This window comes from Saccharopolyspora shandongensis (assembly GCF_900106995.1).
Classification (GTDB): Bacteria; Actinomycetota; Actinomycetes; order Mycobacteriales; family Pseudonocardiaceae; genus Saccharopolyspora; species Saccharopolyspora shandongensis.
In genome coordinates, this window is record NZ_FNOK01000043.1 from 1 (window position 1) to 23,404 (window position 23,404).

The following is a 23,404-nucleotide window of genomic DNA, read 5'->3' on the forward strand; positions in this document are numbered from 1 at the left end:
AGGTCGCCCTGGCCCGCTTCGTCCACAACGACCGGCTCATCGACGCCCTCACCACGCAAGCGTTCAACGCACTGCTGCGCTCGCCGGGCGCACGCGCCTACTACGACCGGCAACGCGCCCGCGGCGCCGGCCACAACGCCGCCCTGCGCCAACTCGCCAACCGACTCGTCGGCATCCTCCACGGATGCCTCAAAACCGGCACCCCCTACGACGAAACCACCGCCTGGGCCCACCACATCCACTCCGCTGCGGCTTGACATTCAAGCTCCTGGGATGTCTTTTTCAACCTGGTCAACCCGCAGCCGCGGGCTGCAAAGCTGCACGTCGATGGGGTGCCGCATGCGCCGCAGGCGCATAACCCACCTACGACACCTGCACCGCCGCGGGTTCTCAGAGGCTTCCTGGCGAGGACGGCCCCTCCGCCGTGTATTGGACATACATCAGGAGGGGCACCCACAGACCAGGGAGCCTCTGAGGTTCCGCCACCCGCACCGCCACGCAAATCGAGGTTGGAAAAACCTCATTGAAACTGCGGAACCACTCACCACGTCGGGCGATCACTCCAAAGAGATCACCTGAGGCATCGCCCGAGGGATCGGTTCGAGGACATCGCCCGAGGGTCAGTTCGAGAAGCTGGCGGCGAGGGCGACGAGGCTTCGGGCCGCGAAGCCCGTGCCTCCCGGCACCACCTCCGCGTAGTCCTTGTCCGCTCGGGCCGGGCCCGCGATGTCCAGGTGCGCCCACGGCAGACCGCCCGTGAACTCGCGCAGGAACAACGCCGCCGTGATGCCACCGGGTCCCGGCGGCGTCTGCTTCACGTCCGCGAGCTGGCCCTTCACGTCTTCCGCGTGGTCCTCCAGCAGCGGCATCCGCCACCATGCCTCGCCGACCTGCTGCCCGGCCTCCCGGACGCGGTCGGCGAGCTCGCTGTCGGTGGCGAACAAACCGCCGGTGCGCAGGCCCAGGGCGACCTTCATCGCGCCGGTCAGCGTCGCGACGTCCACCAGCAGGTCCGGCTCCAGCTTGTCCACCGCGTAGGCGAGGGCGTCGGCGAGCACCATGCGGCCCTCGGCGTCGGTGTTGCCGACCTCCGTCGTGGTGCCGCCGTAGTGCCGGACGATGTCGCCGGGCCGGTAGGCGCTGCCGGACACGTGGTTCTCCGCCGACGGCACCAGGCCGGTCACCCGGACCGGCAGCTCCAGCCGGGCGATGGTCAGCAGCGCGCCGATCACCGCCGCGCCGCCGGACATGTCGGTGCGCATCAGGTGCATGCCCTCGGCGGGCTTGATCGAGATGCCGCCGGTGTCGAAGGTGATGCCCTTGCCGACCAGCACCAGGTGCGGGCCCTCGACGTCCTTCGGCCGGTAGGTCAGCTCCAGCAGCCGGGGCGGCCGCGACGAACCGCCGCCGACCGCGAGGATCCCGCCGAAACCGTTGTCGGCCAGCCACTTCTCGTCCCGCACCACGGCGGTCAGGTCCGGCACGTCGGCGGCCAACTCAGCGGCGACGCCGGTGAACCAGGCCGGGTCCTTGATGTTCGAGGGAGCGTTGGCGAGATCGCGGGCCAGCGCGGTGGCCGCCGACAGCTCGCGGGTGCGCCGGACCTGCTCGCCCAGCGCCGCCACGTCGGCGCCTTCCGGCGCCACCAGCAAGACCTTCCGCAGGCGCGGCGGGGTCGGCTTGGCCGTCACCCGGAACCGGTAGCCGCCCAGCGCGAGCCCCAGCGTCAGCGCCGAAACCGCTTCGCCGTCGACGTCGTCGGGCAGCCGGATCTGGAGGTAGTCCGCGTCCGAGGCGTCCCCGAGGTCGCCGACCTCGTCGTCGGACTCCGCCGCCTGGTCCAGCCTCGCGCGCAACGCGCGTGCGAGCGCCGCCCCGGCGCTGCGCCACTTCACCGGCTCGCCCGAGCCGACACCCACGACCCAGCCGACGCCGCCCGACGGCAGGGGCACCGCGCGAACGTCACCGGCCGTCGAGGAAGCGCCCACAGCCTGCAACACCGCGATGTCCACATCGAACGGTTCGGCGGCCGCCGCCAGGTCCGGGCCCGACTCGCCGTCGAAGACCGCGACCGCGCCCGGCACGCCATCCCGCCACTGCCGCACGACGTCCACTTCGACCAGTGACGTCGGGATCGCGGGCAACGCCGGGTCCGCGTCGCGGACCGGCTGGGCGGAGCGGAACACTGAAGAACCGGACACGAGAAGACCTTCCTGCACGGCTGGCCGCGCGCATTCGACTGCCTGCCCTCGAAACGGCGGAGCCGGAACGAGTTCAACGACAGCTGTAGAAGTTACCGTCCTCGCACGCCCGGTCACGATGCGTGCCGAACGAAGACCCCCGGACGATCACGGGGGCGGGGCGAGGACTTGCCTGCCATCGACGACGGCCCCGGTGCCACCCATGACACCGGGGCCCGACCGCGGCGAAGAAGCTCGCCACTCGTCGTCGACTCGATTGCGTTGTCGCCTCGAGCGTTGGGGGCAGCGGCGCTACCCCGTCCGCCGGCCGGCGGCCTCAGCCGGTGGCCGACTCCAGGGCGTCGCCCAGGTTCTTGGCCTCCTCGACCGACATCTCGACGACGAGCCGCCCACCACCCTCAAGCGGGACGCGCATCACGATGCCGCGTCCCTCCTTAGTCACCTCGAGGGGACCGTCACCGGTCCGGGGCTTCATGGCCGCCATAGCGTGCTCCCTCCGTGAACTCTTCCCCCGCTGGTCGCCACAACCAGCTCGGGTCCGCCCCCATTCTCCCCCATCCCGAGGCGGGGACGAAACCGAACCGATCAACTCGTGTCGCCCGTGCGCTGGTCGAATGCCCACGGGGGCTGGCAGACTCACGTCTCGTGCGGGCTGTTCCGGGGCATTCCGGCGCGACCGTCGGCGCCTCGGGGTCGACGGTCCGCGCACGGCACCGGACCGGTCCCCGAGGCGCTCGACCACTACCCGGGCGACCAGCCACAACACTGTCTACTCGGGACTTCGCGCGACCCTCGGAGTCCACTTTGGAAAGTCGAGCGGCGATCTCGCGACCCGCCACAACGGACCGCAGGAAGAGGAGTGCGAAGTGACCGACGTGCTGCTGACCGAGGACACCGCAGGTGTGCGCCTGCTCACGCTGAACCGGCCCGAGTCGTTCAACTCGCTCGACGTCGAGCTCAAGCAGGCCCTGATCACCGCGCTGCGGGAGGCCGCCGCCGACGACTCGGTGCGCGCGCTGGTGATCACCGGCGCGGGGAAGGCGTTCTGCGCGGGCCAGGACCTCAAGGAGCACGTCGGGCTGCTGAACTCCGGTGACCCGGCGCCGCTGAACACGGTCGAGGAGCACTACAACCCGATCATCCGGGCCGTGACGAGCATGCCGAAGCCGGTGATCGCCGCGGTCAACGGCACCGCCGCCGGGGCGGGCGCGTCGCTGGCCTACGCGTGCGATCTGCGGGTGGCCGCGTCGAACGCGAAGTTCCTGATGGCCTTCGCCAACGTCGGGCTGTCGACGGACTCCGGCGCGTCGTGGACGCTGCCGAGGCTGATCGGCTACGGCCGGGCGATGGAACTGGTGCTGCTGGCAGAGCCGGTGGCCGCCGAGGAGGCGCTGCGGATCGGCATGGTGAACCGGGTCGTCGACGCCGGTGAAGCCGTCGCGGCGGCCACCGAGCTGGCCAAGCGGATGGCGGCCGGGCCGACCAGCGCCTACGCCCGGATCAAGGAGGCGATGCTGGCGGCGGCCGCCGAAGGCCTGGCCGAGGCGCTCGCCGTGGAGGCGGGAGCGCAGGCGGAGGCCGGGGCGACGGCCGATCACCGGGAGGCCGTCGCGGCGTTCGTCGAGAAGCGAACCCCCCACTTCACCGGCCACTGAGCCACCGCAGTCACGAGGGCCGTGCACACGGCCCTCGTGACCAGCGAAGACATCCGAACCAGCGCGGGTTCAGCCGCCGCCCGAATAGCCGCGGCAGAACGCCGCGAAAGCGGTCAGCGACCGGCGCATGCCCCAGACGAACGCCGGCCGCACCACCGGCCAGACCAGCGCGCCACCGGGCGGCAGCACCAGCCGTTCCCACCACAGGAACGTCGACGCCGCATTGCCGCACCGGACCACGTCGAACCCGCCGTCGCCGACGATCAGCCGCCCGTGGTGGCGCACGCGGCAGGTCTGCGGCGGCCGCCACTCGACGATCTCCATCCGGTCCACGACGCCGAGCCCGCGGAATCCGGTGACCGCCACCAGCTGCGTACCCGGCCCGTCAGGGCCGCCGAGCGCGTGCACCTCGGTGCCCAGCATCCACTCGCCCTGCCGCGCCCAGTCCGTCGCCGCCGCCCACACCACCTCGGGCGGCGCCTCGACCGGCACGTTCAGCCGCAGCTCGATCGGGCGCACCGGTCAGTCCTCCGGCTCGTCGGGACGCCCGGCCCGGGCCGCCTGCAACTGCTCGCCCGCGGCGTCGAGCTGCCGCTCCAGGACCGCGATCCGGCCGTGCAGTTCGTCGAGTTCCCCGGCGAGGCGCTCCAGCGCCCAGTCCACCTCCGACGCCTTGTAGCCGCGGAGGACCTGCTGGAACCGCAAGGCGCGCACGTCGGCGCCTTCGATGTCGGCCGGGGGCAGCCGGGTCGGGGTCGAGCCAGGCGGCAGCGGCGCGAGCTGCTCGCCGCGGCCGAAGACCAGCGAAGCCAGCAGGTAGACCACCGCAGCGACCGCGAGCACCACGAACAGGTAGATGAGCGCACTAGCCACGGTCGTCAATCGTGGCACGAACGGCGAACCGCCGCGGCTGCGGTCAGGTCTTGGCGGGCGCGGCCTCGAGCACGCCCTCGATGGCGGAGGTGAACTCGCGCCAGGCGCGCCGCTCGTTCTGCAGCGTCTGCACGCCGGTCTGAGTCAGGCGGTAGGTGCGGCGCTGCCGCCCGCCGACGGTGCTCCAAGTGCTCTGCACGTAGCCGGCGCGCTCCAGTCTGCGCAGCGCCGGATACACGGTGCCGGTGGGCAGATCAAGGGCGCCACCGCTGCGTTCCTGCAGCGCCTCGATGATCGCGTAACCATGCAAGGCCCTGCCGTCGAGCGTGGCCAGCAGAAGGGCGTCCAAGTGGCCGCGGAGCGCATCAGCCTTCACAAGTAGCGACTCTACGGTCATTTGCGACCACTGTCACCGGCCTTCCGCAAGAGGACCTAGGTCCTTTCGCGATCACGACTCCGAATGACGTCCATCACAGTGCGCCGTTCGGGTGGCGTAAACGCGAAAATCCGTTGACAGCATCCTATTCCCGCCACACTTCGGAGTCGGACGTACCGGGCGAGCGATCAGGAGCCGATTGCCGTGTCCAACGACAGCGCCCAGGAAACCACCGGTGCTTCGCGACTCGACGCCGAGACGACCTTCGCCCCGCGGCAGCAGGTCCTCGACCAACTCCGCTCGTACCTCGCGATGCTCGTCGACGTGATCGACCAGCACCCGGAGGCGAGCATGGAGCGCGACGAGGCGCAGTGGCGGCTGGAGGAGCTCGTCGAGGAGCTGGCCAGGACGCCGCCGAGCCCGCCGCGCGTCCAGTCGCGGTGGCTGCGGCTGGTCCCGGTGCTCCGGGAGGTGCGCCCGGACGTGCCGATCGCGATCCTCACCCAACTGCTCAAGCGGGCCATCGGCGACCTCTGAGCTCAGGCGAGGGCGCGGAGCACCTGATCCGGTGGGTGGGTGCCCGCGATGGCCGCGACCATCTCGACCGTCCGGCGCGTTTCCAGCACGTGGTGCGCGCGGAAGATCCGGGCGCCGCCCCAGGCCGCGATCGCGGTGGCCGCCAGCGTGCCCTCCAGGCGCTCCGTCACCTCCGCGCCCAGCGTCTCGCCGATGAAGTCCTTGTTGGACAACGCCATCAGCACCGGCCAACCGGTGGCCACCAGCTCGCCGACCCGCCGCAGCAGCGCCAGGCCGTGCCAGGTGTTCTTGCCGAAGTCGTGGGTCGGGTCGATCAGCACGCCGTGCGCGGGCACCCCGAGCCGCACCATCCGCTCGGCCCGCTCGACGAGCTCGGCCGTCACCTCGGCGACCACGTCGGCGTAGCGAGGCCTGTACGGGTCGGTGCGCGGCGCCAGGCCACCGGTGTGCGAGCACACCACGCCGACGCCGAACTCGGCCGCGACCTCGGCGAGCCGCGGATCGGCGCCCGCCCAGGTGTCGTTGAGCAGGTCGGCCCCGGCCTCGCACACCCGCCGGGCCACGTCGTGCCGCCAGGTGTCGACGCTGATCACCAGGTCCGGGTGGCGTTCCCGGACCGCGGCGACGAACGGCACCACCCGCTCGATCTCCTCGGCGGCGTCCACCGTCTCGCCCTGCGCCCCGGCGCGGACCCCGCCGATGTCGACGATGTCCGCTCCGTCGGCGACGGCCCGGTCCACGGCGGCGGTGGCCGCATCGGCCGCGAAGGTCCGCCCCCGGTCGAAGAACGAGTCGCGGGTGCGGTTGACGATCGCCATCACCAGCGGTCGGTCCTGGGGCATGTCCTTGTCGCGGAACCGGAGAGCCTGCACAACTTCAGATCCTGGCACGGCACCGGCCGTTGGAGGTACACGGCTCGGCTTGCGCAGTGGATCCTCAGGCGCCCGGTTCCCGGCTCGCGGCGCAGGCGTCGAGGGCCTCGTCGACGTCGGTGGCCACGGTGAGCGTGTCCAGCGAGTGCCGGGTGGCGAACCCGGTGTCCACCAGGCCGTGCAGCCAGTCCAGCAGGCCGCGGTAGTGGCCGTCCGGGTCGAGCAGCACGACCGGCTTGGCGTGCATGCCGATGTAGCGGGCGGTCCAGATCTCGAACAGCTCCTCGCAGGTGCCGATGCCGCCTGGCAGCGCGAGGAACGCCGTCGCGTGCGCGTCCATCAGGCCCTTGCGCTCCCGCATCGTGTCCACGACCAGCAGCTCGTCGGCCTCGGTGTCGGCCACCTCGAGATCCACCAGGGCGCGCGGGATGACGCCGATGGTCCGGCCGCCGCCGGCCCGCGTCGCCCGGGCGACCTCGCCCATCATCGACACGCGCCCGCCACCGGAGACCAGCGACCAGCCGCGCTTGGCGATCTTGGTGCCCACCTCCGCCGCCAGGTCCAGGTGTTGTTGCGGCACCGGGCGCGACGCGCAGTAGACGCAGACGGCGATGTCCACAGTGGTCTCCTCGGGCTCAACGGTGCTCAATGGGTGGCCTCCCACGCCTCGTACGCCTCCTGCACGATGCTGACCGCGTCGTCGATGTCGTCGGTGAGGTGCAGCAGCCCGAGGTCCTTGTCGCCGATCTTGCCCGAGGCGTGCATGCTGTCGCGGATCCAGTCGTACAGGCCCTGCCAGTAGGACTTGCCGAACAGCACCACCGGGAACTTGGTGACCTTCTTGGTCTGCACCAGGGTCAGCGACTCGAACAGCTCGTCCATGGTGCCGAAGCCACCGGGCAGGCAGACGAACGCCTGCGCGTACTTGATGAACATCGTCTTGCGGACGAAGAAGTAGCGGAAGTTGACGCCGAGGTCCACCCACGGGTTGAGGCCCTGCTCGAACGGCAGCTCGATGCCCAGCCCGATGGACAGCCCGCCCGCCTCCGACGCGCCGCGGTTGATGGCCTCCATCGCGCCCGGGCCGCCGCCGGTGATCACCGCGCAACCGATCTTGGCCAGCGCCGCGCCGAGCTCGACCCCGATGGCGTACTCGGGGTGCTCCCGCGGCGTCCGCGCCGAACCGAACACGGTCACCGCGCGCGGCACCTCGGCGAGTGCCCCGAAGCCCTCCACGAACTCGGACTGGATGCGCATCACCCGCCACGGGTCGGTGTGCACCCAGTCCGACGGGCCGCGCGAGTCCAGCAGCCGCTGGTCGGTGGTGGTGTGTTCGCGCAACCTCGAACGGCGCAGCACCACGGGTCCGCGTTGCCTCTCCTGGGGGCGCTCCGCGCCGTTCGGCTCACCCCACTGGCCTTCGATCGTCATGTGGTCGAGAGTACGCACGGGCCCTCGGCCGCCAACGCCTGCCCGGCAGCCGCGCACACCGGGGAAATGCCTGTTCACGAGGGATTCACACGAGCGTGCGGCGGCGTACGATACGAAGAAAAGATCTAGTGGTGCCGGCGATGCCGGCCGCGCACACCACGCAGATCACCCGATCTACGCAGGCGCCGGAGACGGGTCGCCGGGCAAGGCCAGAAGTCGAGCCCGGGAGCCAGTCATGCTCATCGAACTGCTGATCCTCATCATCGCCCTGGGTGTTGTCTACGTCGCCGCGAGCGTCAAGGTCGTCAAGCAGTACGAACGCGGCGTGGTGTTCCGCTTCGGCCGCCTGCAGGAGCTGACCCGCGGGCCCGGGCTGACCACGATCGTCCCGGTGGTGGACCGGATGCGGAAGGTCAACCTGCAGATCGTCACCATGCCGGTGCCCGCCCAGGAGGGCATCACCCGCGACAACGTGACCGTCCGGGTGGACGCGGTCGTGTACTTCAAGGTCGAGGACCCGGCGCGCGCGATCGTCAACGTCGAGGACTACCTGTTCGCCATGGGGCAGGTCGCGCAGACCTCGCTACGTTCGATCATCGGCAAGAGCGACCTGGACGACCTGCTGTCCAACCGCGAACGGCTCAACCAGGGCCTGGAGCTGATGATCGACAGCCCGGCGCTGGGCTGGGGCGTGCACATCGACCGGGTGGAGATCAAGGACGTCTCGCTGCCGGAGTCCATGAAGCGCTCGATCGCCCGCCAGGCCGAAGCGGAACGCGAGCGGCGTTCGCGAGTCATCGCGGCGGACGGCGAGTTCCAGGCGTCCCGCAAGCTCGCCGACGCGGCCCACGTCATGGCCGACACCCCGGCCGCGCTCCAGCTCCGCCTGCTGGAAACGGTCGTCGAGGTGGCGGCGGAGAAGAACTCGACCCTGGTGCTGCCGTTCCCGGTCGAACTCCTCCAGTTCGTCGACACCGCGAAGCGCATCGGCGCGACGGGCGCAGCCCCGAGCGCGGAACCGGCGGAGCGCGTCGACGCGGGCGCAGCCCCGAGTGCCGAGTCGGCGGAGCTCACCGGCGCGGAGCGCGAAGCAGCGGAACTCCCCGCAGCGGAGCCGGCGGCGGCGGAGCTGCCGCGGCAACGCGAGGGCACGGCCGCCGACGGCAGGAGGCCGCACGACGCGGAGCGCTCGGAGAGCGACGACGAGTCGATGCTCGGCATCGCCTGACCGCGCGCAGCGCGGGTATCAGGCGAAGAAGCGGCGGAGGACGTCGGCGCAGTGGCGGATCTCCTCGGTCGCCACGTGCTCCTGCTTCGTGTGGGCGAGGGTTGGCGAGCCCGGGCCGAAGTTCACCGCCGGGAGGCCCCGGGCCGCGAACCGCGCCACGTCGGTCCAGCCCAGCTTCGCGACCGGCTCCGATCCCGACGCCTCGACCAGCTGCGCCGCCGCCGGCGCGGTCAGGCCGGGCAGGGCTCCCGAGGCGCCGTCGGTCACCGTGACCTCGAAGCCGTCGAAGATCTCGCGCAGGTGCGCTTCGGCCTCCGCCAGCGACTTGTCCGGGGCGAACCGGTGGTTCACCGTCACCACGCACGAGTCCGGCACCACGTTGCCCGCGACGCCGCCCTCGATGCGCACCGCCTGCAGCCCCTCGCGGAACTGCAGGCCGTCGATCACCGGGTTGCGCGGCGCGTACTCGACCAGCCGCTGCAGCACCGGCTGCGCGGCGTGGATCGCGTTGACACCCATCCACGCGCGGGCCGTGTGCGCGCGGGCGCCGGTGGTGCGCACCTCCACCCGCATCGTGCCCTGGCAGCCCGCCTCGATCGCGGCGTTCGACGGCTCGCACACCACCGCCAGATCGCCGGCCAGCCACTCCGGCAGCTCCCGCTCGATCCGGTTCAGGCCGTTGCGCTCGGCCTCCACCTCTTCGCAGTCGTAGAACACGAACGTCAAGTCGTGCCGCGGTGCCGGGAGCGTCGCGGCGAGGTGCAGCATGACCGCGTCGCCGCCCTTCATGTCGACCGTGCCGCAGCCGTGCAGGACCTCCTCGGCACCCGAACCGGTGCGCCGCAGCGGGAGGTTGTCGTTGATCGGCACGGTGTCCAGGTGCCCGGCGAGCACCACTCGCGAGTCCCGCCCGAGGCTCGTGCGCGCCAGCACTGCGTCGCCGTTGCGCACCACTTCGAGGTGCGGCGCCTGCTCGCGCAGCGCCTGCTCCACCGCATCGGCGATGGCCTTCTCCCCGCCCGAGACGCTGGGGATGTCCACCAGCGCGGCGGTGAGTTCAACGGGGTCAGCGGTGAGATCCAACGACGCAGTCACGCCCCGGAGGCTACCCGGGCGCCCGGATAGCGGCGGGACCAGCGGTTCGGGCTTGTGAACAGGTGGGAACCGGATCCGCGCAACCACCGTCCAAGCCGTGATCATCACGCTAGGCTTCCGCCGCTGGAGGTGGGCATGGATTACACGGTCAATCCCGATGCGCTCAGGAAGGCCGGCGCGAGCGCGAAGTCAGCGGGCGAGCAGGCCGGTCAGGTGAAGCTGGGGCCGCCGGCCGAGGACATCGCCGAGGCGATGCCCGGCGGCAAGTCCGAGGGGGCCTCGAAGCAGGTCGCGCAGAGCTGGGACAAGGCGATCAAGTCCTGGAGCCAGGCCGCCGCACAGCATGGCGAATCGCTGAACGCGAGCGCCGACGGGTACCAGCAGTCCGACGAGTCGAGCGCGGCGGACATCGACCGCGTCGGCGCGCAGACCGGGAGGTAGGTAGCGACATGGTGTCCTTCGCCGACGTGCGCCGCTGGAAGCCGGAGGGCCTCGACGCCGTCCACAACGACCTCGGAAAACGCCGCGACGACCTCGTCAACCTGCAGGACGAGCTGGACGGCGCGAAGAATCCGGAGGGCTGGAGCGGAGAAGCCGCCGACGGCTCCGCGAAGCAGCACGAGAAGCTGGTGTCGGACATGCGCTCGCTGGTGGCCGAGGTCGCCACCGTGCGGGTCGCGGTGGCCGCGGCGGCCGACGACGTCGCCAGGATCAAGCAGCAGATCGAGCAGGCCGACCACGAGGCGCAGGCCAACGGCTTCGAGATCACCGAGGAAGGCGGCGTCCGCGACGTCAAGCCGCCCCAGGACGTGCCGGAAGACCAGCTGGAGCAGGTCAAGCAGCAGCGCATCCAGGTCCGCGACAAGCTCGTCGAGACGATCGAGAAGATCCTCGACGACGCCGAGCAGACCGACGCCGAACTCGCCAAGGCGCTGACCTCCGCCGAGCAGGACAAGATCGAGCCCGGCAAGGGCGCTTCGCTGGCCGACGCCGCGAACACCGACGACATCCAGGCCCTCGCCGCCTCCGCCGGGAAACCGCAGGACGATTCGCCGAAGGCGGCGGCGGAATGGTGGAAGTCGCTGTCCGACGAGCAGCGCGCGGCGCTGCGGGAGAACCCGCCCGAATGGCTGGGCAACCGCGACGGCATCCCCGCCGAGGTCCGCGACGAGGCCAACCGCGGCCGCATCGACGACGTGCGCAACGACCTCGAACAGCAGAAGCGGCAGCTGGAGCAGGGCGGCGTTTCCGAGGACGAGAAGGAAAAGCTCCAGCAGGTCAACGACAAGATCAAGTCGCTGGACGAGGTCGAGAAGACCATCGCCAAGGAGGACCCGCCGCGACAGCTGCTGGTGCTCGACAGCAGCGGCGAGCGGATGAAGGCCGCCGTCGGGGTGGGCAACGTCGACACCGCCGACCACGTCTCGGTGTTCACGCCCGGCTACACGACCACGGTCCAGGACAGCCTCGGCGACTACGACTCGAAGATGGCGGACCTGGTCCGGGAATCCGAGGACGAGCTGGACCGAAACGGCAAGGACGACAGCGTCGCCGCGGTGGCCTGGCTCGGCTACGAAGCCCCGCAGAAGTCCGAGGACACGGACGTGTTCGGCGACTCGGTGGTCAGCTCCAGCTCCGCCCAGGAGGGCGGCGAGAAGCTGAACAACTTCTACAAGGGCATCAACGAGTCCCGGGACACCGACCCGCACCTGACCGCGATCGGCCACTCCTACGGCTCCACCACCACCGGCTACGCCCTGCAGGGCGGCGGCCACGGGGTCGACGACGCGATCATCTTCGGCTCCCCCGGCGTCGGCACCAACGACATCGAGGACCTGCACGTCCCCGAGGGCCACGCCTACCGGCTGGAGGCCAAGGACGACCCGGTCGCGGACTTCGCCCGGTTCGGCGGCGACCCGTCCCACATGGACGGCTTCAAGGACCTGTCCACCGAGAAGTCGGACGAGGGCAAGGGCGTCGAGGGCCACAGCGACTACCTGGACACCGAAACCACCAGCCAGCACAACATGGCCTCGGTGGTCGCGGGCCTCCCGGACAACACCGTGGAGGGCAAGACCAACGGCGTCGGGGATGTGATCTCCTACGTTCCGCACCAGGCCCAGGAAGCCGGCTCCGCGATCTACGACTTCGGCGAGAAGACGGTGTCCGGCGCCAAGGACCTGGGTGAGAAAACGGTGTCCGGCATCAAGGACTTCTTCTCATGAGAAAGCTCGTCCTGTTCGTCCTCTGCGGTCTGCTCGCCGCCGGTTGCGCGAGCGGACCCGAACCGTCCGACGGGGGAAACGTGGCAGACCCACTCAGCACGTTGCGGCAGCGACCGTCCATGGAGGAGATCACCGCCCGCTACGAGGAGATGCAGCAGAAGCTGCGGGACCGGCTGTCCGCCGACCTCGGCCTGGCGACGCCGTGGATCAACAAGGGCGATTTCGGTCAGGCGGCATGTGAGGGCAAGGAGCTCTCGCACGTCGACGGCGCCGAACAGCACAGCCTGGAGCGCTGGACCTACGAGGGCAACATCCCCGACGACCAGTGGGAGCGGGCCCAGCAGATCGGGATCGACGTGACCAAGGAGTACGGCTTCAAGGAGCTGGAGATCGTGGTCAACCGGCCCGGCGACCACAAGGTCGAGATGCGCGACGAGTTCGGCGGGCAGCTGCAGTTCGGCACCAAGGTGCACACGGTCCTGAGCCTGCGCACCGGCTGCCACCTCCTCCAGTCCGCCAAGGGCTGATCCCGCCCGCGGCCGCCGGCCGCGAGTCCACCGGGCTCGCGGCCGGCACCGCATGATCGCTCGCTTCGAAAGGCAAAGACCGCTCCATGGTGTCGTTCGCCGACGTGCGTCGCTGGAAACCCGATGCGCTGGAGGAGGTTTTCCGCACCCTCGGGAAGCGCCGGGACGAGCTGGTCGGACTCGACGACGAGCTCCACGCCGCGCGCAACCCGGCGGGCTGGACGGGCGAGGCGGCGGAGAACTCCGCCAAGCGGCACGCCGAACTCGGTAAGGACCTGCACCGGCTGGGCGCCGAGGTCGACGGCGTCCGCGATGCCGTCGGCAAGGCCGCCGAAGAGGTCGAGCAGATCAAGAAGCGGCTCGACGCGACGGAACACCAGGCGCGCGCCAACGGCTTCGAGATCACCGAGGATGGCGGCATCCGCGACGCCGCCCCACCGCAGGACGTGCCCGCCGAAGATGTCGAGCGGGTCAAGCAGCAGCGGCTGCGCGCCCGCGACGAGCTGGCCGCCGCGGTCGAGTCGATCCTCGACGACGCCGAGCGCACCGACGCCGACCTGGCCAAGACGCTGACCGCGGCGGAACAGGACGAGATCCAGCCCGGCGCCGCCCCGGCGCAGACCATGGCCGCCATGGCGCCCAAGGACGGCGGCCCGGCGGAGAACGCCAAGTGGTGGAAGTCGTTGTCGGACGCCGAACGCGAGGCGTACACCAAGAATCCGCCCGCCTGGCTCGGCAACCGCGACGGCATCCCGGCCGAAGTCCGGGACAAGGCCAACCGCGCCCGCATCGCCGACGAGCGATCCACGCTGCAGGCCCGCAAGGACGAGCTGCGCGCGGGCGGCGTTTCCGGCGGCGAGGAGGACGAGCTCGCGAAGGTCGACGCCAAGCTCAAGTCCATCGACGCGGTGGAGCAGATGCTGGCGCGCGGCGACCGCCAGCTGCTGCTGCTCGACACCGGCGGCGAACGCGCCAAGGCGGCGGTCGCGGTGGGCAATGTGGACACCGCCGACCACGTCTCGGTGTACACGCCGGGCATGAACACCACCGTCGACGGCTCGCTCAACGCCGACAAGCAGATGGACCAGCTGCGCAGGCAGGCCCAGTTCGAGAGCGACCGGCACGGCGACGGCGGCAAGGTCGCCGCGGTCACCTGGGTGGGCACCGAGTTCCCGCAGCGGAGCGAGGTCACCGACCCGGACCGCTCGGTGGCCACCGCCAAGCTGGCGGAGGACGGCGGCAAGAAGCTCGCCTCCTTCTGCGAGGGCATCAACGCCTCGCGGGACGACGATCCGCACCTGACCGCGATCGGCCACTCCTACGGCTCCACGATCACCGGCTACGCGATGCAGGAGCAGGGTCACGGCGTCGACGACGCGGTGTTCTCCGGCTCGCCGGGCGTGGGCACCGACGACGTCGAGGACCTCAACGTGCCTGCCGGGCACTCGTACCGGATCGAGGCGAAGAATGACTGGGTGGCCGACCTGGGCCGCTTCGGCGGCGACCCCAGCCACCTGGACGGGATGACCGGCCTGTCCGCGAAGGAATCCGAGCACGGCAAGGGCGTCGAGGGCCACAGCAGCTACTTCGCGCCGGACAGCACGAGCCAGTACAACATGAGCACGGTGGTCGCCGGAGTGCCGGATCGGGCGGTCAAGGACGACGGCCGCGGGATCGGCGACGTGATCTCCGGCATGATCTCCTGAGGTGACCGCCGCCAACACCGGACCGTACGGGGGAATCGTGAACGACCCGCGCAACCTGCTCCGCCAGCGCCCCAGCATCGAGGAGATCAGCGAGCGCTACGAACAGATGCAGCAGCGGCTGCTGGACCGGCTCAACATGGAGGTCGGGCCGCTGGAGTGGGCGGTGTCGGACCCGGTCAGCCGGGCCGGCTGCACCGAGTTCCCGGACGTCCGCGAGGCGGAGAGCCGGGTCCTGGAGTCGTGGCGGGCGCCGGGCAACCTGCCGGACTCGGAGTGGTCGCTCGCGGTGGAGATCGTCCAGGAGATCACCGGCGAGTACGGCTTCGACGAGCCCGAGATCATCGTGAACCGCAGCGGCGACCACGAGATCATCGGCAACGACCAGTACGGCGCGGTCTACCAGTTCGGCACCGCCGCCAACACGGTCCTGATGATCACCACCGGCTGCCACCTGCTGGCCGCCGCCAAGGACTGACGGCGCTTTCGCGCGAAAACGCCACCGCGCACGCGCGCTAGCGGCGCTTTCGCGCGAAAGCGGCCCGGCACCGGGCGGCGCCACCCGTGGCGGCCACCCCTGCGGGCCGCCGCCACCTGCGCCGATTACCGTTTCGGGTATGAGTGCACAGTCTCCCGACCCGCAGACCACGGGCGCCCACGGCGTCGGCCTGGCCACCGTGACCGACGACGGCACGGTGCTGGACACCTGGTTCCCGACCGTCAAGCTCGGCGAGCCGGGCCGGTCCGGCAGCACGCGGCTGTCCGCTGCGGAGGCTGCCGAGTCCCTCGGCGAGGCCGGGGCCGCCCTGCTCGGGCGGGACGACGCCCGCGGCGTCGAGGTCGTCGCGGTGCGCAGCGAGATCGGCCGCCTCTCCGACGAGCCGGTCGACGCGCACGACATCTACCTGCGCCTGCACCTGCTGTCGCACCGCCTGGTCCGCCCGCACGGCCAGAACCTGGACGGCATGTTCGGCCTGCTCGCCAACGTCGTGTGGACCAACCACGGCCCGTGCCCGGTGGAGGGCTTCGAGGCGACCCGGCTGCGGCTGCGGGCGCGCGGCCCGGTCACCGTCTACAGCGTCGACAAGTTCCCGCGCATGGTCGACTACGTCGTACCGTCCGGGGTCCGCGTCGGCGACGCCGACCGGGTCCGGCTGGGCGCGCACCTCGCCAGCGGCACCACGGTGATGCACGAGGGCTTCGTCAACTTCAACGCCGGCACGCTCGGCGCGTCGATGGTCGAGGGCCGGATCTCGGCGGGCGTCGTCGTCGGCGACGGCTCGGACGTCGGGGGTGGCGGCTCGATCATGGGCACCCTCTCCGGCGGCGGCAAGGAGGTCATCTCCATCGGCGAGCGCTGCCTGATCGGCGCCAACGGCGGCGTGGGCATCTCGCTGGGCGACGACTGCGTCGTGGAGGCGGGCCTGTACATCACGGCGGGCACGAAGGTGACGCTGCCGGACGGCACCATCACCAAGGCGCTGGAGCTGTCCGGTTCGGACGGCCTGCTGTACCGCCGCAACTCCACCACCGGCACGATCGAGGTCACCGCCCGGACCGGTGGCAAGGTCGAGCTGAACGCGGCGCTGCACGCCAACGACTGACCCGCTTCGAGGCCAGGCGAAGGGCACCTCCGGCCGGGGGTGCCCTTCGCACGTCCGGGGGTGGGATCCGCCGGATGGACGAGGCAGCGGCCGGGGCGGCCGGTTTTATCATGGGCAATGGCCATCAGCTGGCAACGACGCGACCTCACCGGCGTGGTCGACCTGCCCGCCGAGCCCCGCACGGCTGACCGGCGGGCTCCGCTCGCCGAGCACATCAGGGCCGGGCTGGACGCCCGGCTGCGCGCCCTGATCTCGCACGACCCCGGCACCCGGCAGGGCGAAGATCCCGAGGAACTGCACCAGATGCGCGTCTCGGTGCGCCGGATGCGCGCGATGCTGCTGTCGGGTCGGCGGTTCCTGGACCGGGACTGGTCGGAGCCGTTGCGCGCGGAGCTGGGCTGGCTGGGCAGGGCCCTCGGCCCGGTTCGCGATCTCGACGTGCTGCTGGAGCGGCTGCGCGCGGAGAGCGCCGACCTCCCGGCCGACGAACGCGCCGCGGCGGCCCGGCTGATCTCCGGGCTGGAGGCCGAGCACGGCCTGGCCAGGGTGGAGATGCTCGCGGCGCTGGACAGCGACCGCTACCTCGCCCTGCTCCGCTCGATCGCTGACTCGCTCCGCGCCGGGCTGCCGACGCCGGAGTCCGATGTGGACACCGAACGCGAGTTGCGCCGACTGGTCCTCGGCCAGTTCCACAAGCTCCGAAAATCCGTTGCACGACTACCGGAAGCGCCCGCCGACGACGAGCTGCACGCGCTGCGCATTCGGGGCAAGCGAGTGCGCTACACGGCGGAACTGGCACAACCGGCGTTCGGCAGGCCGATGCAGCAGCTGATCAAGGCGGCGAAGCAGTTCCAGGACGTGCTCGGAGAGCACCAGGACGCCTGCGTGGCGGAAGAACGCGTCCGCGGCCTCCTGCGGGACTTCGGCGAAGACGTCGACGCCGCGGTCGCATTCGTGGCGGGCCGCTTGGTGGAGCGGGAGCAGACGCGCAAAGCGGAGCGCCGCACCCAGTGGTGGGCGACGTGGGAAGCGGTCGACGCCGCAGCCGCAGCGATCTGACGCCCGGGCATTCGTGAGCACTTTGGACCGCGATAGCAATCCAAAGTACTCACGACGACCAGCGGATCACTCGCTCAGGCGCTTGGCGGCCGCGGCGATGCGCTCGTCCGACGCGGTCAGGGCGATGCGAACGTGACGCTCACCCGCCGGCCCGTAGAAGGTGCCCGGCGCCACGAGAATTCCCCGCTGCGCCAACCAATCCACCGTCTGCCACGCATCGTCGCCGCGGGTCGCCCACAGGTACAGGCCGGCCTGCGAGTGCTCGATGCGGAACCCCGCCGCCTCCAGCGCGGGCCGCAACACCGCCCGCCGCGCCGCGTAGAGCTCGCGTTGCACGCCCACGTGCGCGTCGTCGCTCAGCGCGGCGGTGATCGCCTCCTGCACCGGCCGCGGGACGATCATCCCCGCGTGCTTGCGCAGTTCCAGCAGGCGCCGCACCAGATCCGGATCACCGGTGACGAACCCGGCGCGATACCCCGCCAGGTTCGACGACTTCGAAAGCGAGTGCACTGCGAGCACGCCGCGGAAGTCGGAGCTCACCGAGGGGTGCAGCACCGAAACCGGTTCGGCGTCCCACCCGAGCGCGAGGTAGCACTCGTCCGAGGCGACGACCGCGCCGAGCTCCTGAGCCGCCCGCACCGAGTCGGCGAGCTGCTGGGCCTCCAGCACCCGCCCGGTCGGGTTGGACGGGGAGTTCAGCCACAGCAGCCGGGTACCGGCCGGCGGCAGTTCGCCGGGCGCGAGCCGGACCACCTCGGCGCCGGCGATCTTCGCGCCGACCTCGTAGGTCGGGTACGCCAGCTCCGGGATCGCGACGAGATCGCCGGGCCGGACGCCGAGCAGCGTCGGCAACCAGGCCACCAGTTCCTTAGAACCGATGGTCGGCACCACCGCGTCCGGCTCCAGGCCGGAAACGCCGTAGCGCCGTTCCATCGAGGCGACGGCGGCCTCCCGGAGCTCCGGGGTTCCGTGCGTGGCCGGGTAGCCCGGCTGGTCGGCCACCGCCGACAGGGCCCGCCGGAGGTTCTCCGGCACCGGGTCGACGGGCGTGCCGACCGACAGGTTGACGATGCCGTCCGGGTGCGACCGGGCCGTCGCGGTCTGGGACGCCAGCGAATCCCACGGGAAGTCCGGCAGCTGCGGGCCGCGGAGCCCGGGCGCCGCAGCACCCGGGCCGGTCGTGGAACTCATTCGCCCTGCGGGGGCAGGCTGGTGACGGGCTCGACGTCCTTGTTGACCTTGCCCACCTTCGCCGCACCACCCGGCGAGCCGAGCTCGTCGAAGAAGTCCACGTTCGCCTTGGTGTAGGCGGCCCACTCCTCCGGCACGTCGTCCTCGTAGTAGATGGCCTCCACCGGGCAGACCGGTTCGCAGGCACCGCAGTCGACGCACTCATCGGGGTGGATGTAGAGCATCCGCCCGCCCTCGTAGATGCAATCGACAGGGCATTCCTCGATGCATGCCTTGTCGAGCACGTCGACGCAGGGCTCGGCGATCACGTAGGTCACGGTTGCTCTCCTGCTCGAAGCGTTGTCCTAATCGCGCTCAGGAACCTCCTGAGGCGACTGCTGACAGTATCTCTCGTACCCACCTTGGACGCGTAACTGGTCCCACAGCGCGAGAGCAGGACCGACTCTACGACGCCGGGGTTAACGCCGTAAACCATTGCGCCGCAACCATTGCGCACCGAGCCGCCCCACCTTGCGCAGGGCGGATCTTTCTCCCAGGTAACCGCCCACGACGCCGACGACCGGGATGTTGCCGAGCAACTCGTGGTGCAAGCGGCCCTGCGGCCGCTTGTCGAGCTCCGAATCGATCTCCCACAGCGCACGTGCCATTCGCCACACCGTGCGCACGACGGCCTTCGGCGTCGCCCGGCCGTGCTCGCGCCGCGCGGCGTCGAGGTCCTCGGTGAGCTCCGAGACCCGCTCGTCGTCCTCAGCGCGCCCGGCCGCCAGCTCGTCCGACAACTCGCGGCCGAGCAGCACCTCGGCGATCAGCTGCACCTTGACGGCCTGGTCGGTCACGCCGTGCTCGGCGGCGATGGCGCACAACACCAGGCCCTGGCCGGTGATGCCCAGCGCGTTGCGGATCGGCAGCCGCGAGGTGATGACGCCGCCGAACCGGGGCAGCCCGGCGACCAGCGCGAGGAACCGCCCGACCCGGGAGGCCCACCAGTCGCAGCGCTGCTCGACGGACATCGCGTCCCACGCGGAACTTCCCGGCACCTGCATCCCGTCCAGCTGCCGCAGGACCTTCCGCAACGCGCCGTCCGCGTCGAGATCGCCGGACCGGCCGCGCAGCCGCAGCGGATCGGACTCCCGCAGCGCGTCCAGCACCGGCGCGGTCGCCCGCACGAACGGCCGCAGCACCGCCGCGATCCGCTCGTCGGTCAGCACCTCAGCCATCACGCTTCACGTTCTTGCCCAGCACGATTCCAAGCATCATCGCGCTGGGCAGGGCGCCGCCACCGATCAGCAGCAGGGCGCGCCAGTCGTTGAGCAGCACGATGTCGCCACCCGGCCCGAACACACCGAACACGAACACCGTCGCGAACCACACCAGCAACGGGGCCCCGGCGACCCGGCGCCGCGGCGAGATCCGCGCGGCCTCGGCAACCAGCAGCGGCGTGATCACCGCCGCCAGCGCGGCGGTGACCGGGAACTGCACGGAGCCGATGTAGGACGGCAGGAACAACAGCTCGACCAACGCCAGCAGGACGGCATCGAGCAGCAGGAAACCGAACAGCACGCGGTCGCGAGCGGTCAACGGTCGCCCACCGGCTCGGTTCCGCTCACCCCGAGCCCGCCGAAGAGATCGGCCTGGCAGCCCTGCGGATCACCCGTCGCCAGCACGTAGTGCTCGGTCGTCACGATCGGCTGCGCGACGCCGTTGGACAGCGCGTACGCCGCCACGCCCTCGCCGTTGTGCCACTGCTCCAGCCACACCTTCACCTGCGTGCCGTGCGAGCGCAGGGCGCTGATCTTCGCCGGCAGGTGCTCGGAGACGTCGACGACCGTGGTGATCGATTCGTCCTCGACGCTGGCCAGCTCGTGCGGTTCGGGCAGCTCGAAGGGCATGTCCGGGGCCTCCGCCAGCCTGGCGAGCCCCTTCGCGAGCTCGTCGCGGGACGGGACCGCGTAGAACACCCGCTGGACGTCGGGAACCTTCGCGGCCGCCGCGACGGTCACCTCGTGGGCGCGGACGTGGTCCGGATGGCCGTAGCCGCCGTCGGCCGCGTAGCTCACGACGACCTGCGGCTTCACCTCCCGCAGCACGGCTTCCAGCGCATCGGTCTGCTCCTGCAGATCACCGACGGCGAAGGCGCGCGGATGCGCGTCGGGCAGCGCGCCCGCCTGACCGGGCTGCTCCCAGAGCATCCCCGAGTCGCGCCAGCGGCCGATGCCGCCGAGGAACCGGTGATCGGCCACCCGCAGCGCGGAGCAGGCGGAGCGCAGCTCGCCGACGCGGTAGCCGCCGAGCTGGTCGGCCTGGTCCGAAGCCAGGCCGCGCAGGCTCTCGGGGATGACCTCGCCCTCCTCGCCGAGGGTGCAGGTCACCACCACCACCTGCACGCCGCGGGCGGCGTAGCGGGCGATCGTCCCGCCGGTCCAGAGGGTTTCGTCGTCTGGGTGCGCGTGTACCAGCAGCAACCTCGGTGGGGCCGTCAGCGTCACCGGTCCAGACTAATCTGCGGCGCACACCACACTGCGCACGGTAGCCGCGTTACCCCGAATGCCCGAATCCACGCGCCGCGAACGGCGCACCCGATCGCGTCGACTACCCGGTTCCGATCCGCCCGCGAGCCGAACGAATCGACGTCCTCGCAGCTCATCAACGGCATGTCCGCTGGGTGGCCGCACCGCGGGAATTAATAGCCGTCGTTATCGGCCGGCGTTCCGATCCACTTGGCAGCGGTCGAGAACGGCCCGGCCAGGCCGTTACCGGCCTCGACCCCGGTGGCTTCCCGGCGCAGCGCCATCACCTGGGCCTGCTGGTACAGCGGGAGCGCGACCGCGTCGCGCCACAGCACCTGCTCGACGACCGCCGAGGCCTCCGGGAACGGCACCTGGCCGGTCAGCGACGCGTCGATCGTCGGCTGCAGCAGCTCGTCGCAGAAACCGGCGTCGTTGTACGGGAACGGCGTCTCGCTGTCCGCGGCCACGCCCGGGCAGCCGTACGAGGAAGCCATCATCGCCGCCGGATCACCGCCGGCCGGACGAGGAGCGATCGCCATGTCCACCGAACCCGCCCCGCCGGATTCCCCGGACCGCGGATTGGCCGACAGCATCTCGCCGAACAGCTGATCACCGGTCGGCGTCACCACGGTCGCCTGGATGCCCTGCTCCCGCAGCTGCTGCGCGACCGCCTCGGCGATCCGGATGTAGGACTCGTGCTCGAACGGCGCCGCGATCACGAGGTTCAGCGGTCGCCCGTCCCGCAGCCACGCCCCGCCGCTGCGGTGGTAGCCGGCCTCCCCGAGCAGCCGCTCGACCTGCGCGGGATCGGGCTTGTTCGGCAACCCCTGTTCAGTCGGCGTGTAACCGCGCTCGGACGGGGCGAGCACCTGTGCGTGCGCCTGCAGCTGATCCGCCGGCCCGCCACCGGTGCCCGCCTCGACCAGCGCGGGCCGGTCGAGGGCCGCGAGGACCGCCCGCCGCACCTTGACGTCCGCCAGCTCACGGCTGTCGTGCCGCAGCAGCACCTCCATGGTGGCCGGGCGTGGCACGGTGATCAGCTGCACCGCGTCGCCGAGGTCCCGCAGCGACTGCATGGTGCTCCGGTCCGCGCCGAACACGGCGAGGTGGCTGTCCCCGCTGCGCAACGCCTCGACCTGGCGCGCCCTGTCGAGCGCGCGCAGCACGATCCGGTCCGACTGCGCGGGCGGACCCCAGTAGCGGTCGTTGCGCTCCAGGATGATCTCGCCGCGGTCCAGATCGATCTGCCGGATCGCGAACGGGCCGCCGGAGGCCGGGTACCCGTCATCGAGCACCGTGGCCCAGCCGCGCGGCGCGTCCCGCAGCAGGTGCGCGGGAAGCAGGTTGTTGAACAGCGTCTGCCAGCCGGGGAACGGCTTGGCGAAGGTCACGTCGACCGTCTTGCCGCCCTGCCGCGACGCGACGTCATCGATCAGCTGGTAGCCGGCCGGATCGGACACGCCGGGCTGGGAACGCAGCTGCTCCCACAGGTAGACGAAGTCCTCGGCAGCGATCGGCGCGCCATCGGACCAGTTGGCCTCCCGCCGGATCCGGTAGCGGACGGTGAACTTCTCCGCATCCGGCACCAACTCGGCGGATTCCATCAGGGTGCCGTCCAGCTGCAGGTTCCCGTCGGCCCCCGGACGGAACACCGACGGCAGCATCAGGCTGGCCAGCGCCGAACTCGTCGGCGACAGGTCGGCGAGGGTGTGCGGGTTGAACCCGCCCTCGAGCTCGTCGACACCGACGACGACCTCCACGGGCATCGGCTGCGCCGGCGGCGCGCTGGTCGTCGGCGCGCTGGTCGTCGGGGTTTGCGGTGGCGGCACCAGCGGTGGCGGGGGCGCGTTCGTGCAGGCAGCCACCACGCTGACGGTCGTCAGCAGCAGGGAGACCACTGCCAGTGGGCGGCGTCGACCCTGGGACACGCCGAACCTCCCTCACGTCTGCTCCCCCGACACCCCGGCCCACCCGGGGCGGCTCGCACGTGCGGAAGACGCGCGAGAGCCCTCCATGGTTCCTGCCGTCGCCGAAATGATCGACACCGGGGTCACGGCTCAGTGTGCTAGCCGACCGCCCGCGCTGCGCGCGATTCGGCGAAATCCCCGGTCACGCCGGGAAAGAGCGCGGGCGAGCCCGGCGACGGCCGATGTTCGGCCGCCGCCGAGACCACCGCACGATGTCAGAAATCCCACAGCGAGTCCGGGACCGAAGATTCAGTCGTCCTTGAAGCGGCGCAGCCGCTTAGCCCACCCTCGCAACTCGCACCGCCGCGGGTTCTCAGGGGTCTTCTCGCGAGGACAGCCCCGACGTGGTGAAT

Annotated in this window: 25 protein-coding genes and 1 pseudogene; 11 read left to right on the forward strand and 15 right to left on the reverse strand. The window is 71.1% G+C overall.

The annotated features are described in order from the left end of the window. A pseudogene (locus BLW84_RS32795) lies at positions 1 to 257 on the forward strand (IS110 family transposase); the annotation flags it as partial. Between the two features lie 363 nt (positions 258 to 620). Here the strand turns inward: BLW84_RS32795 and BLW84_RS32800 are convergent. After that, positions 621 to 2,201, reverse strand: a complete 1,581-nt coding sequence (locus tag BLW84_RS32800) for a leucyl aminopeptidase (protein ID WP_245761551.1) — start codon at positions 2,199 to 2,201, stop codon at positions 621 to 623. A 316-nt stretch (positions 2,202 to 2,517) separates the two neighbouring features. Further along, the gene (locus tag BLW84_RS32805; RefSeq protein ID WP_009949794.1) at positions 2,518 to 2,685 is read right to left on the reverse strand and encodes a DUF3117 domain-containing protein; all 168 of its coding nucleotides are present in this window, start codon (positions 2,683 to 2,685) and stop codon (positions 2,518 to 2,520) included. Positions 2,686 to 3,067: 382 nt separating this feature from the next. On the opposite strand from BLW84_RS32805, the gene BLW84_RS32810 reads away from it, so the two are divergent. Next, entirely contained in the window at positions 3,068 to 3,856 is a 789-nt protein-coding gene (locus BLW84_RS32810; RefSeq protein WP_093273402.1) for an enoyl-CoA hydratase-related protein, read from the forward strand. Between the two features lie 69 nt (positions 3,857 to 3,925). Here BLW84_RS32810 and BLW84_RS32815 read toward each other — a convergent pair whose 3' ends face one another. From BLW84_RS32815 to BLW84_RS32825, 3 genes are read right to left on the reverse strand one after another with little or no spacing between them, the layout of a single operon-like run. After that, positions 3,926 to 4,375: an SRPBCC family protein gene (locus BLW84_RS32815; protein ID WP_245761552.1), complete on the reverse strand. Its 450-nt coding sequence runs from the start codon at positions 4,373 to 4,375 to the stop codon at positions 3,926 to 3,928. Positions 4,376 to 4,378: 3 nt separating this feature from the next. After that, the gene (locus BLW84_RS32820) at positions 4,379 to 4,729 is read right to left on the reverse strand and encodes a DivIVA domain-containing protein (RefSeq protein ID WP_093273404.1); all 351 of its coding nucleotides are present in this window, start codon (positions 4,727 to 4,729) and stop codon (positions 4,379 to 4,381) included. A gap of 43 nt (positions 4,730 to 4,772) precedes the next feature. Then, positions 4,773 to 5,105 carry a PadR family transcriptional regulator gene (locus tag BLW84_RS32825; protein WP_093273407.1) on the reverse strand — a complete coding sequence of 111 codons (333 nt, stop codon included), beginning with the start codon at positions 5,103 to 5,105 and terminating at the stop codon, positions 4,773 to 4,775. A 204-nt stretch (positions 5,106 to 5,309) separates the two neighbouring features. On the opposite strand from BLW84_RS32825, the gene BLW84_RS32830 reads away from it, so the two are divergent. Further along, positions 5,310 to 5,642 (forward strand): hypothetical protein, encoded by a 333-nt coding sequence (locus tag BLW84_RS32830; protein WP_093273409.1) that lies wholly within the window; start codon positions 5,310 to 5,312, stop codon positions 5,640 to 5,642. 2 nt (positions 5,643 to 5,644) lie between these two features. Here the strand turns inward: BLW84_RS32830 and folP are convergent, their stop codons facing one another. The 3 genes from folP to BLW84_RS32845 form a co-directional block, all read right to left on the reverse strand. Beyond that, positions 5,645 to 6,484, reverse strand: coding sequence for a dihydropteroate synthase (gene folP / locus BLW84_RS32835; RefSeq protein ID WP_218157567.1), 840 nt, complete (start codon positions 6,482 to 6,484; stop codon positions 5,645 to 5,647). Between the two features lie 94 nt (positions 6,485 to 6,578). Next, positions 6,579 to 7,163, reverse strand: a complete 585-nt coding sequence (locus BLW84_RS32840; RefSeq protein WP_218157566.1) for an LOG family protein — start codon at positions 7,161 to 7,163, stop codon at positions 6,579 to 6,581. Beyond that, on the reverse strand, positions 7,160 to 7,945 hold the full coding sequence (locus BLW84_RS32845; protein WP_093273417.1) for an LOG family protein: 786 nt from the start codon (positions 7,943 to 7,945) through the stop codon (positions 7,160 to 7,162). The genes BLW84_RS32840 and BLW84_RS32845 overlap by 4 nt, the downstream gene beginning before the upstream one ends. Before the next feature lie 235 nt (positions 7,946 to 8,180). Between BLW84_RS32845 and BLW84_RS32850 the strand changes: the two genes are divergently transcribed. Beyond that, positions 8,181 to 9,173: a slipin family protein gene (locus tag BLW84_RS32850; protein ID WP_093273419.1), complete on the forward strand. Its 993-nt coding sequence runs from the start codon at positions 8,181 to 8,183 to the stop codon at positions 9,171 to 9,173. Between the two features lie 18 nt (positions 9,174 to 9,191). Here the strand turns inward: BLW84_RS32850 and dapE are convergent, their stop codons facing one another. Next, the gene (gene dapE, locus BLW84_RS32855; protein WP_093273422.1) at positions 9,192 to 10,268 is read right to left on the reverse strand and encodes a succinyl-diaminopimelate desuccinylase; all 1,077 of its coding nucleotides are present in this window, start codon (positions 10,266 to 10,268) and stop codon (positions 9,192 to 9,194) included. Positions 10,269 to 10,403: 135 nt separating this feature from the next. Here dapE and BLW84_RS32860 point away from each other — a divergent pair, with 135 nt between their 5' ends. The 7 genes from BLW84_RS32860 (at position 10,404) to BLW84_RS32890 (ending at position 17,386) form a co-directional block, all read left to right on the forward strand. After that, positions 10,404 to 10,709, forward strand: a complete 306-nt coding sequence (locus BLW84_RS32860) for a hypothetical protein (protein ID WP_093273424.1) — start codon at positions 10,404 to 10,406, stop codon at positions 10,707 to 10,709. 8 nt (positions 10,710 to 10,717) lie between these two features. Next, positions 10,718 to 12,493 carry an alpha/beta hydrolase gene (locus tag BLW84_RS32865; protein ID WP_093273427.1) on the forward strand — a complete coding sequence of 592 codons (1,776 nt, stop codon included), beginning with the start codon at positions 10,718 to 10,720 and terminating at the stop codon, positions 12,491 to 12,493. Further along, positions 12,490 to 13,020: an LppA family lipoprotein gene (locus BLW84_RS32870; protein ID WP_093273429.1), complete on the forward strand. Its 531-nt coding sequence runs from the start codon at positions 12,490 to 12,492 to the stop codon at positions 13,018 to 13,020. Before BLW84_RS32865 ends, BLW84_RS32870 begins: the two co-directional genes overlap by 4 nt. 86 nt (positions 13,021 to 13,106) lie before the next feature. Continuing rightward, positions 13,107 to 14,726, forward strand: a complete 1,620-nt coding sequence (locus BLW84_RS32875; protein ID WP_093273432.1) for an alpha/beta hydrolase — start codon at positions 13,107 to 13,109, stop codon at positions 14,724 to 14,726. A 1-nt stretch (position 14,727) separates the two neighbouring features. After that, the gene (locus tag BLW84_RS32880; RefSeq protein ID WP_245761553.1) at positions 14,728 to 15,201 is read left to right on the forward strand and encodes an LppA family lipoprotein; all 474 of its coding nucleotides are present in this window, start codon (positions 14,728 to 14,730) and stop codon (positions 15,199 to 15,201) included. Positions 15,202 to 15,340: 139 nt separating this feature from the next. Then, positions 15,341 to 16,327: a 2,3,4,5-tetrahydropyridine-2,6-dicarboxylate N-succinyltransferase gene (gene dapD / locus BLW84_RS32885; protein WP_093273434.1), complete on the forward strand. Its 987-nt coding sequence runs from the start codon at positions 15,341 to 15,343 to the stop codon at positions 16,325 to 16,327. Positions 16,328 to 16,444: 117 nt separating this feature from the next. Continuing rightward, entirely contained in the window at positions 16,445 to 17,386 is a 942-nt protein-coding gene (locus BLW84_RS32890; protein ID WP_093273437.1) for a CHAD domain-containing protein, read from the forward strand. 66 nt (positions 17,387 to 17,452) lie between these two features. Here BLW84_RS32890 and dapC read toward each other — a convergent pair whose 3' ends face one another. The 6 genes from dapC to BLW84_RS32920 all read right to left on the reverse strand — a co-directional run bounded on the left by dapC (position 17,453) and on the right by BLW84_RS32920 (position 23,012). Further along, on the reverse strand, positions 17,453 to 18,577 hold the full coding sequence (gene dapC / locus BLW84_RS32895) for a succinyldiaminopimelate transaminase (protein WP_093273439.1): 1,125 nt from the start codon (positions 18,575 to 18,577) through the stop codon (positions 17,453 to 17,455). Beyond that, positions 18,574 to 18,894, reverse strand: coding sequence for a ferredoxin (gene fdxA, locus BLW84_RS32900; protein WP_093273442.1), 321 nt, complete (start codon positions 18,892 to 18,894; stop codon positions 18,574 to 18,576). The genes dapC and fdxA overlap by 4 nt, the downstream gene beginning before the upstream one ends. Before the next feature lie 141 nt (positions 18,895 to 19,035). Then, the gene (locus BLW84_RS32905) at positions 19,036 to 19,794 is read right to left on the reverse strand and encodes a hypothetical protein (protein ID WP_093273444.1); all 759 of its coding nucleotides are present in this window, start codon (positions 19,792 to 19,794) and stop codon (positions 19,036 to 19,038) included. Next, positions 19,787 to 20,155, reverse strand: coding sequence for a hypothetical protein (locus BLW84_RS32910; RefSeq protein WP_093273447.1), 369 nt, complete (start codon positions 20,153 to 20,155; stop codon positions 19,787 to 19,789). The genes BLW84_RS32905 and BLW84_RS32910 overlap by 8 nt, the downstream gene beginning before the upstream one ends. After that, on the reverse strand, positions 20,152 to 21,063 hold the full coding sequence (gene mshB / locus BLW84_RS32915; RefSeq protein WP_093273448.1) for an N-acetyl-1-D-myo-inositol-2-amino-2-deoxy-alpha-D-glucopyranoside deacetylase: 912 nt from the start codon (positions 21,061 to 21,063) through the stop codon (positions 20,152 to 20,154). The genes BLW84_RS32910 and mshB overlap by 4 nt, the downstream gene beginning before the upstream one ends. A 194-nt stretch (positions 21,064 to 21,257) precedes the next feature. Continuing rightward, the gene (locus BLW84_RS32920; protein ID WP_177226820.1) at positions 21,258 to 23,012 is read right to left on the reverse strand and encodes an ABC transporter family substrate-binding protein; all 1,755 of its coding nucleotides are present in this window, start codon (positions 23,010 to 23,012) and stop codon (positions 21,258 to 21,260) included. Positions 23,013 to 23,404 lie beyond the last annotated feature (392 nt).

Coding starts and splice junctions, on each gene's coding strand:
- BLW84_RS32890 (WP_093273437.1), top strand. CDS start 16,445: ATGGCCATCAGCTGGCAACGACGCGACCTCACCGGCGTGGTCGACCTG.
- BLW84_RS32845 (WP_093273417.1), bottom strand. CDS start 7,945: ATGACGATCGAAGGCCAGTGGGGTGAGCCGAACGGCGCGGAGCGCCCC.
- BLW84_RS32875 (WP_093273432.1), top strand. CDS start 13,107: ATGGTGTCGTTCGCCGACGTGCGTCGCTGGAAACCCGATGCGCTGGAG.
- dapD (WP_093273434.1), top strand. CDS start 15,341: ATGAGTGCACAGTCTCCCGACCCGCAGACCACGGGCGCCCACGGCGTC.
- BLW84_RS32870 (WP_093273429.1), top strand. CDS start 12,490: ATGAGAAAGCTCGTCCTGTTCGTCCTCTGCGGTCTGCTCGCCGCCGGT.
- BLW84_RS32865 (WP_093273427.1), top strand. CDS start 10,718: ATGGTGTCCTTCGCCGACGTGCGCCGCTGGAAGCCGGAGGGCCTCGAC.
- dapC (WP_093273439.1), bottom strand. CDS start 18,577: ATGAGTTCCACGACCGGCCCGGGTGCTGCGGCGCCCGGGCTCCGCGGC.
- BLW84_RS32850 (WP_093273419.1), top strand. CDS start 8,181: ATGCTCATCGAACTGCTGATCCTCATCATCGCCCTGGGTGTTGTCTAC.
- BLW84_RS32805 (WP_009949794.1), bottom strand. CDS start 2,685: ATGGCGGCCATGAAGCCCCGGACCGGTGACGGTCCCCTCGAGGTGACT.
- folP (WP_218157567.1), bottom strand. CDS start 6,484: ATGCCCCAGGACCGACCGCTGGTGATGGCGATCGTCAACCGCACCCGC.
- BLW84_RS32860 (WP_093273424.1), top strand. CDS start 10,404: ATGGATTACACGGTCAATCCCGATGCGCTCAGGAAGGCCGGCGCGAGC.
- BLW84_RS32905 (WP_093273444.1), bottom strand. CDS start 19,794: ATGGCTGAGGTGCTGACCGACGAGCGGATCGCGGCGGTGCTGCGGCCG.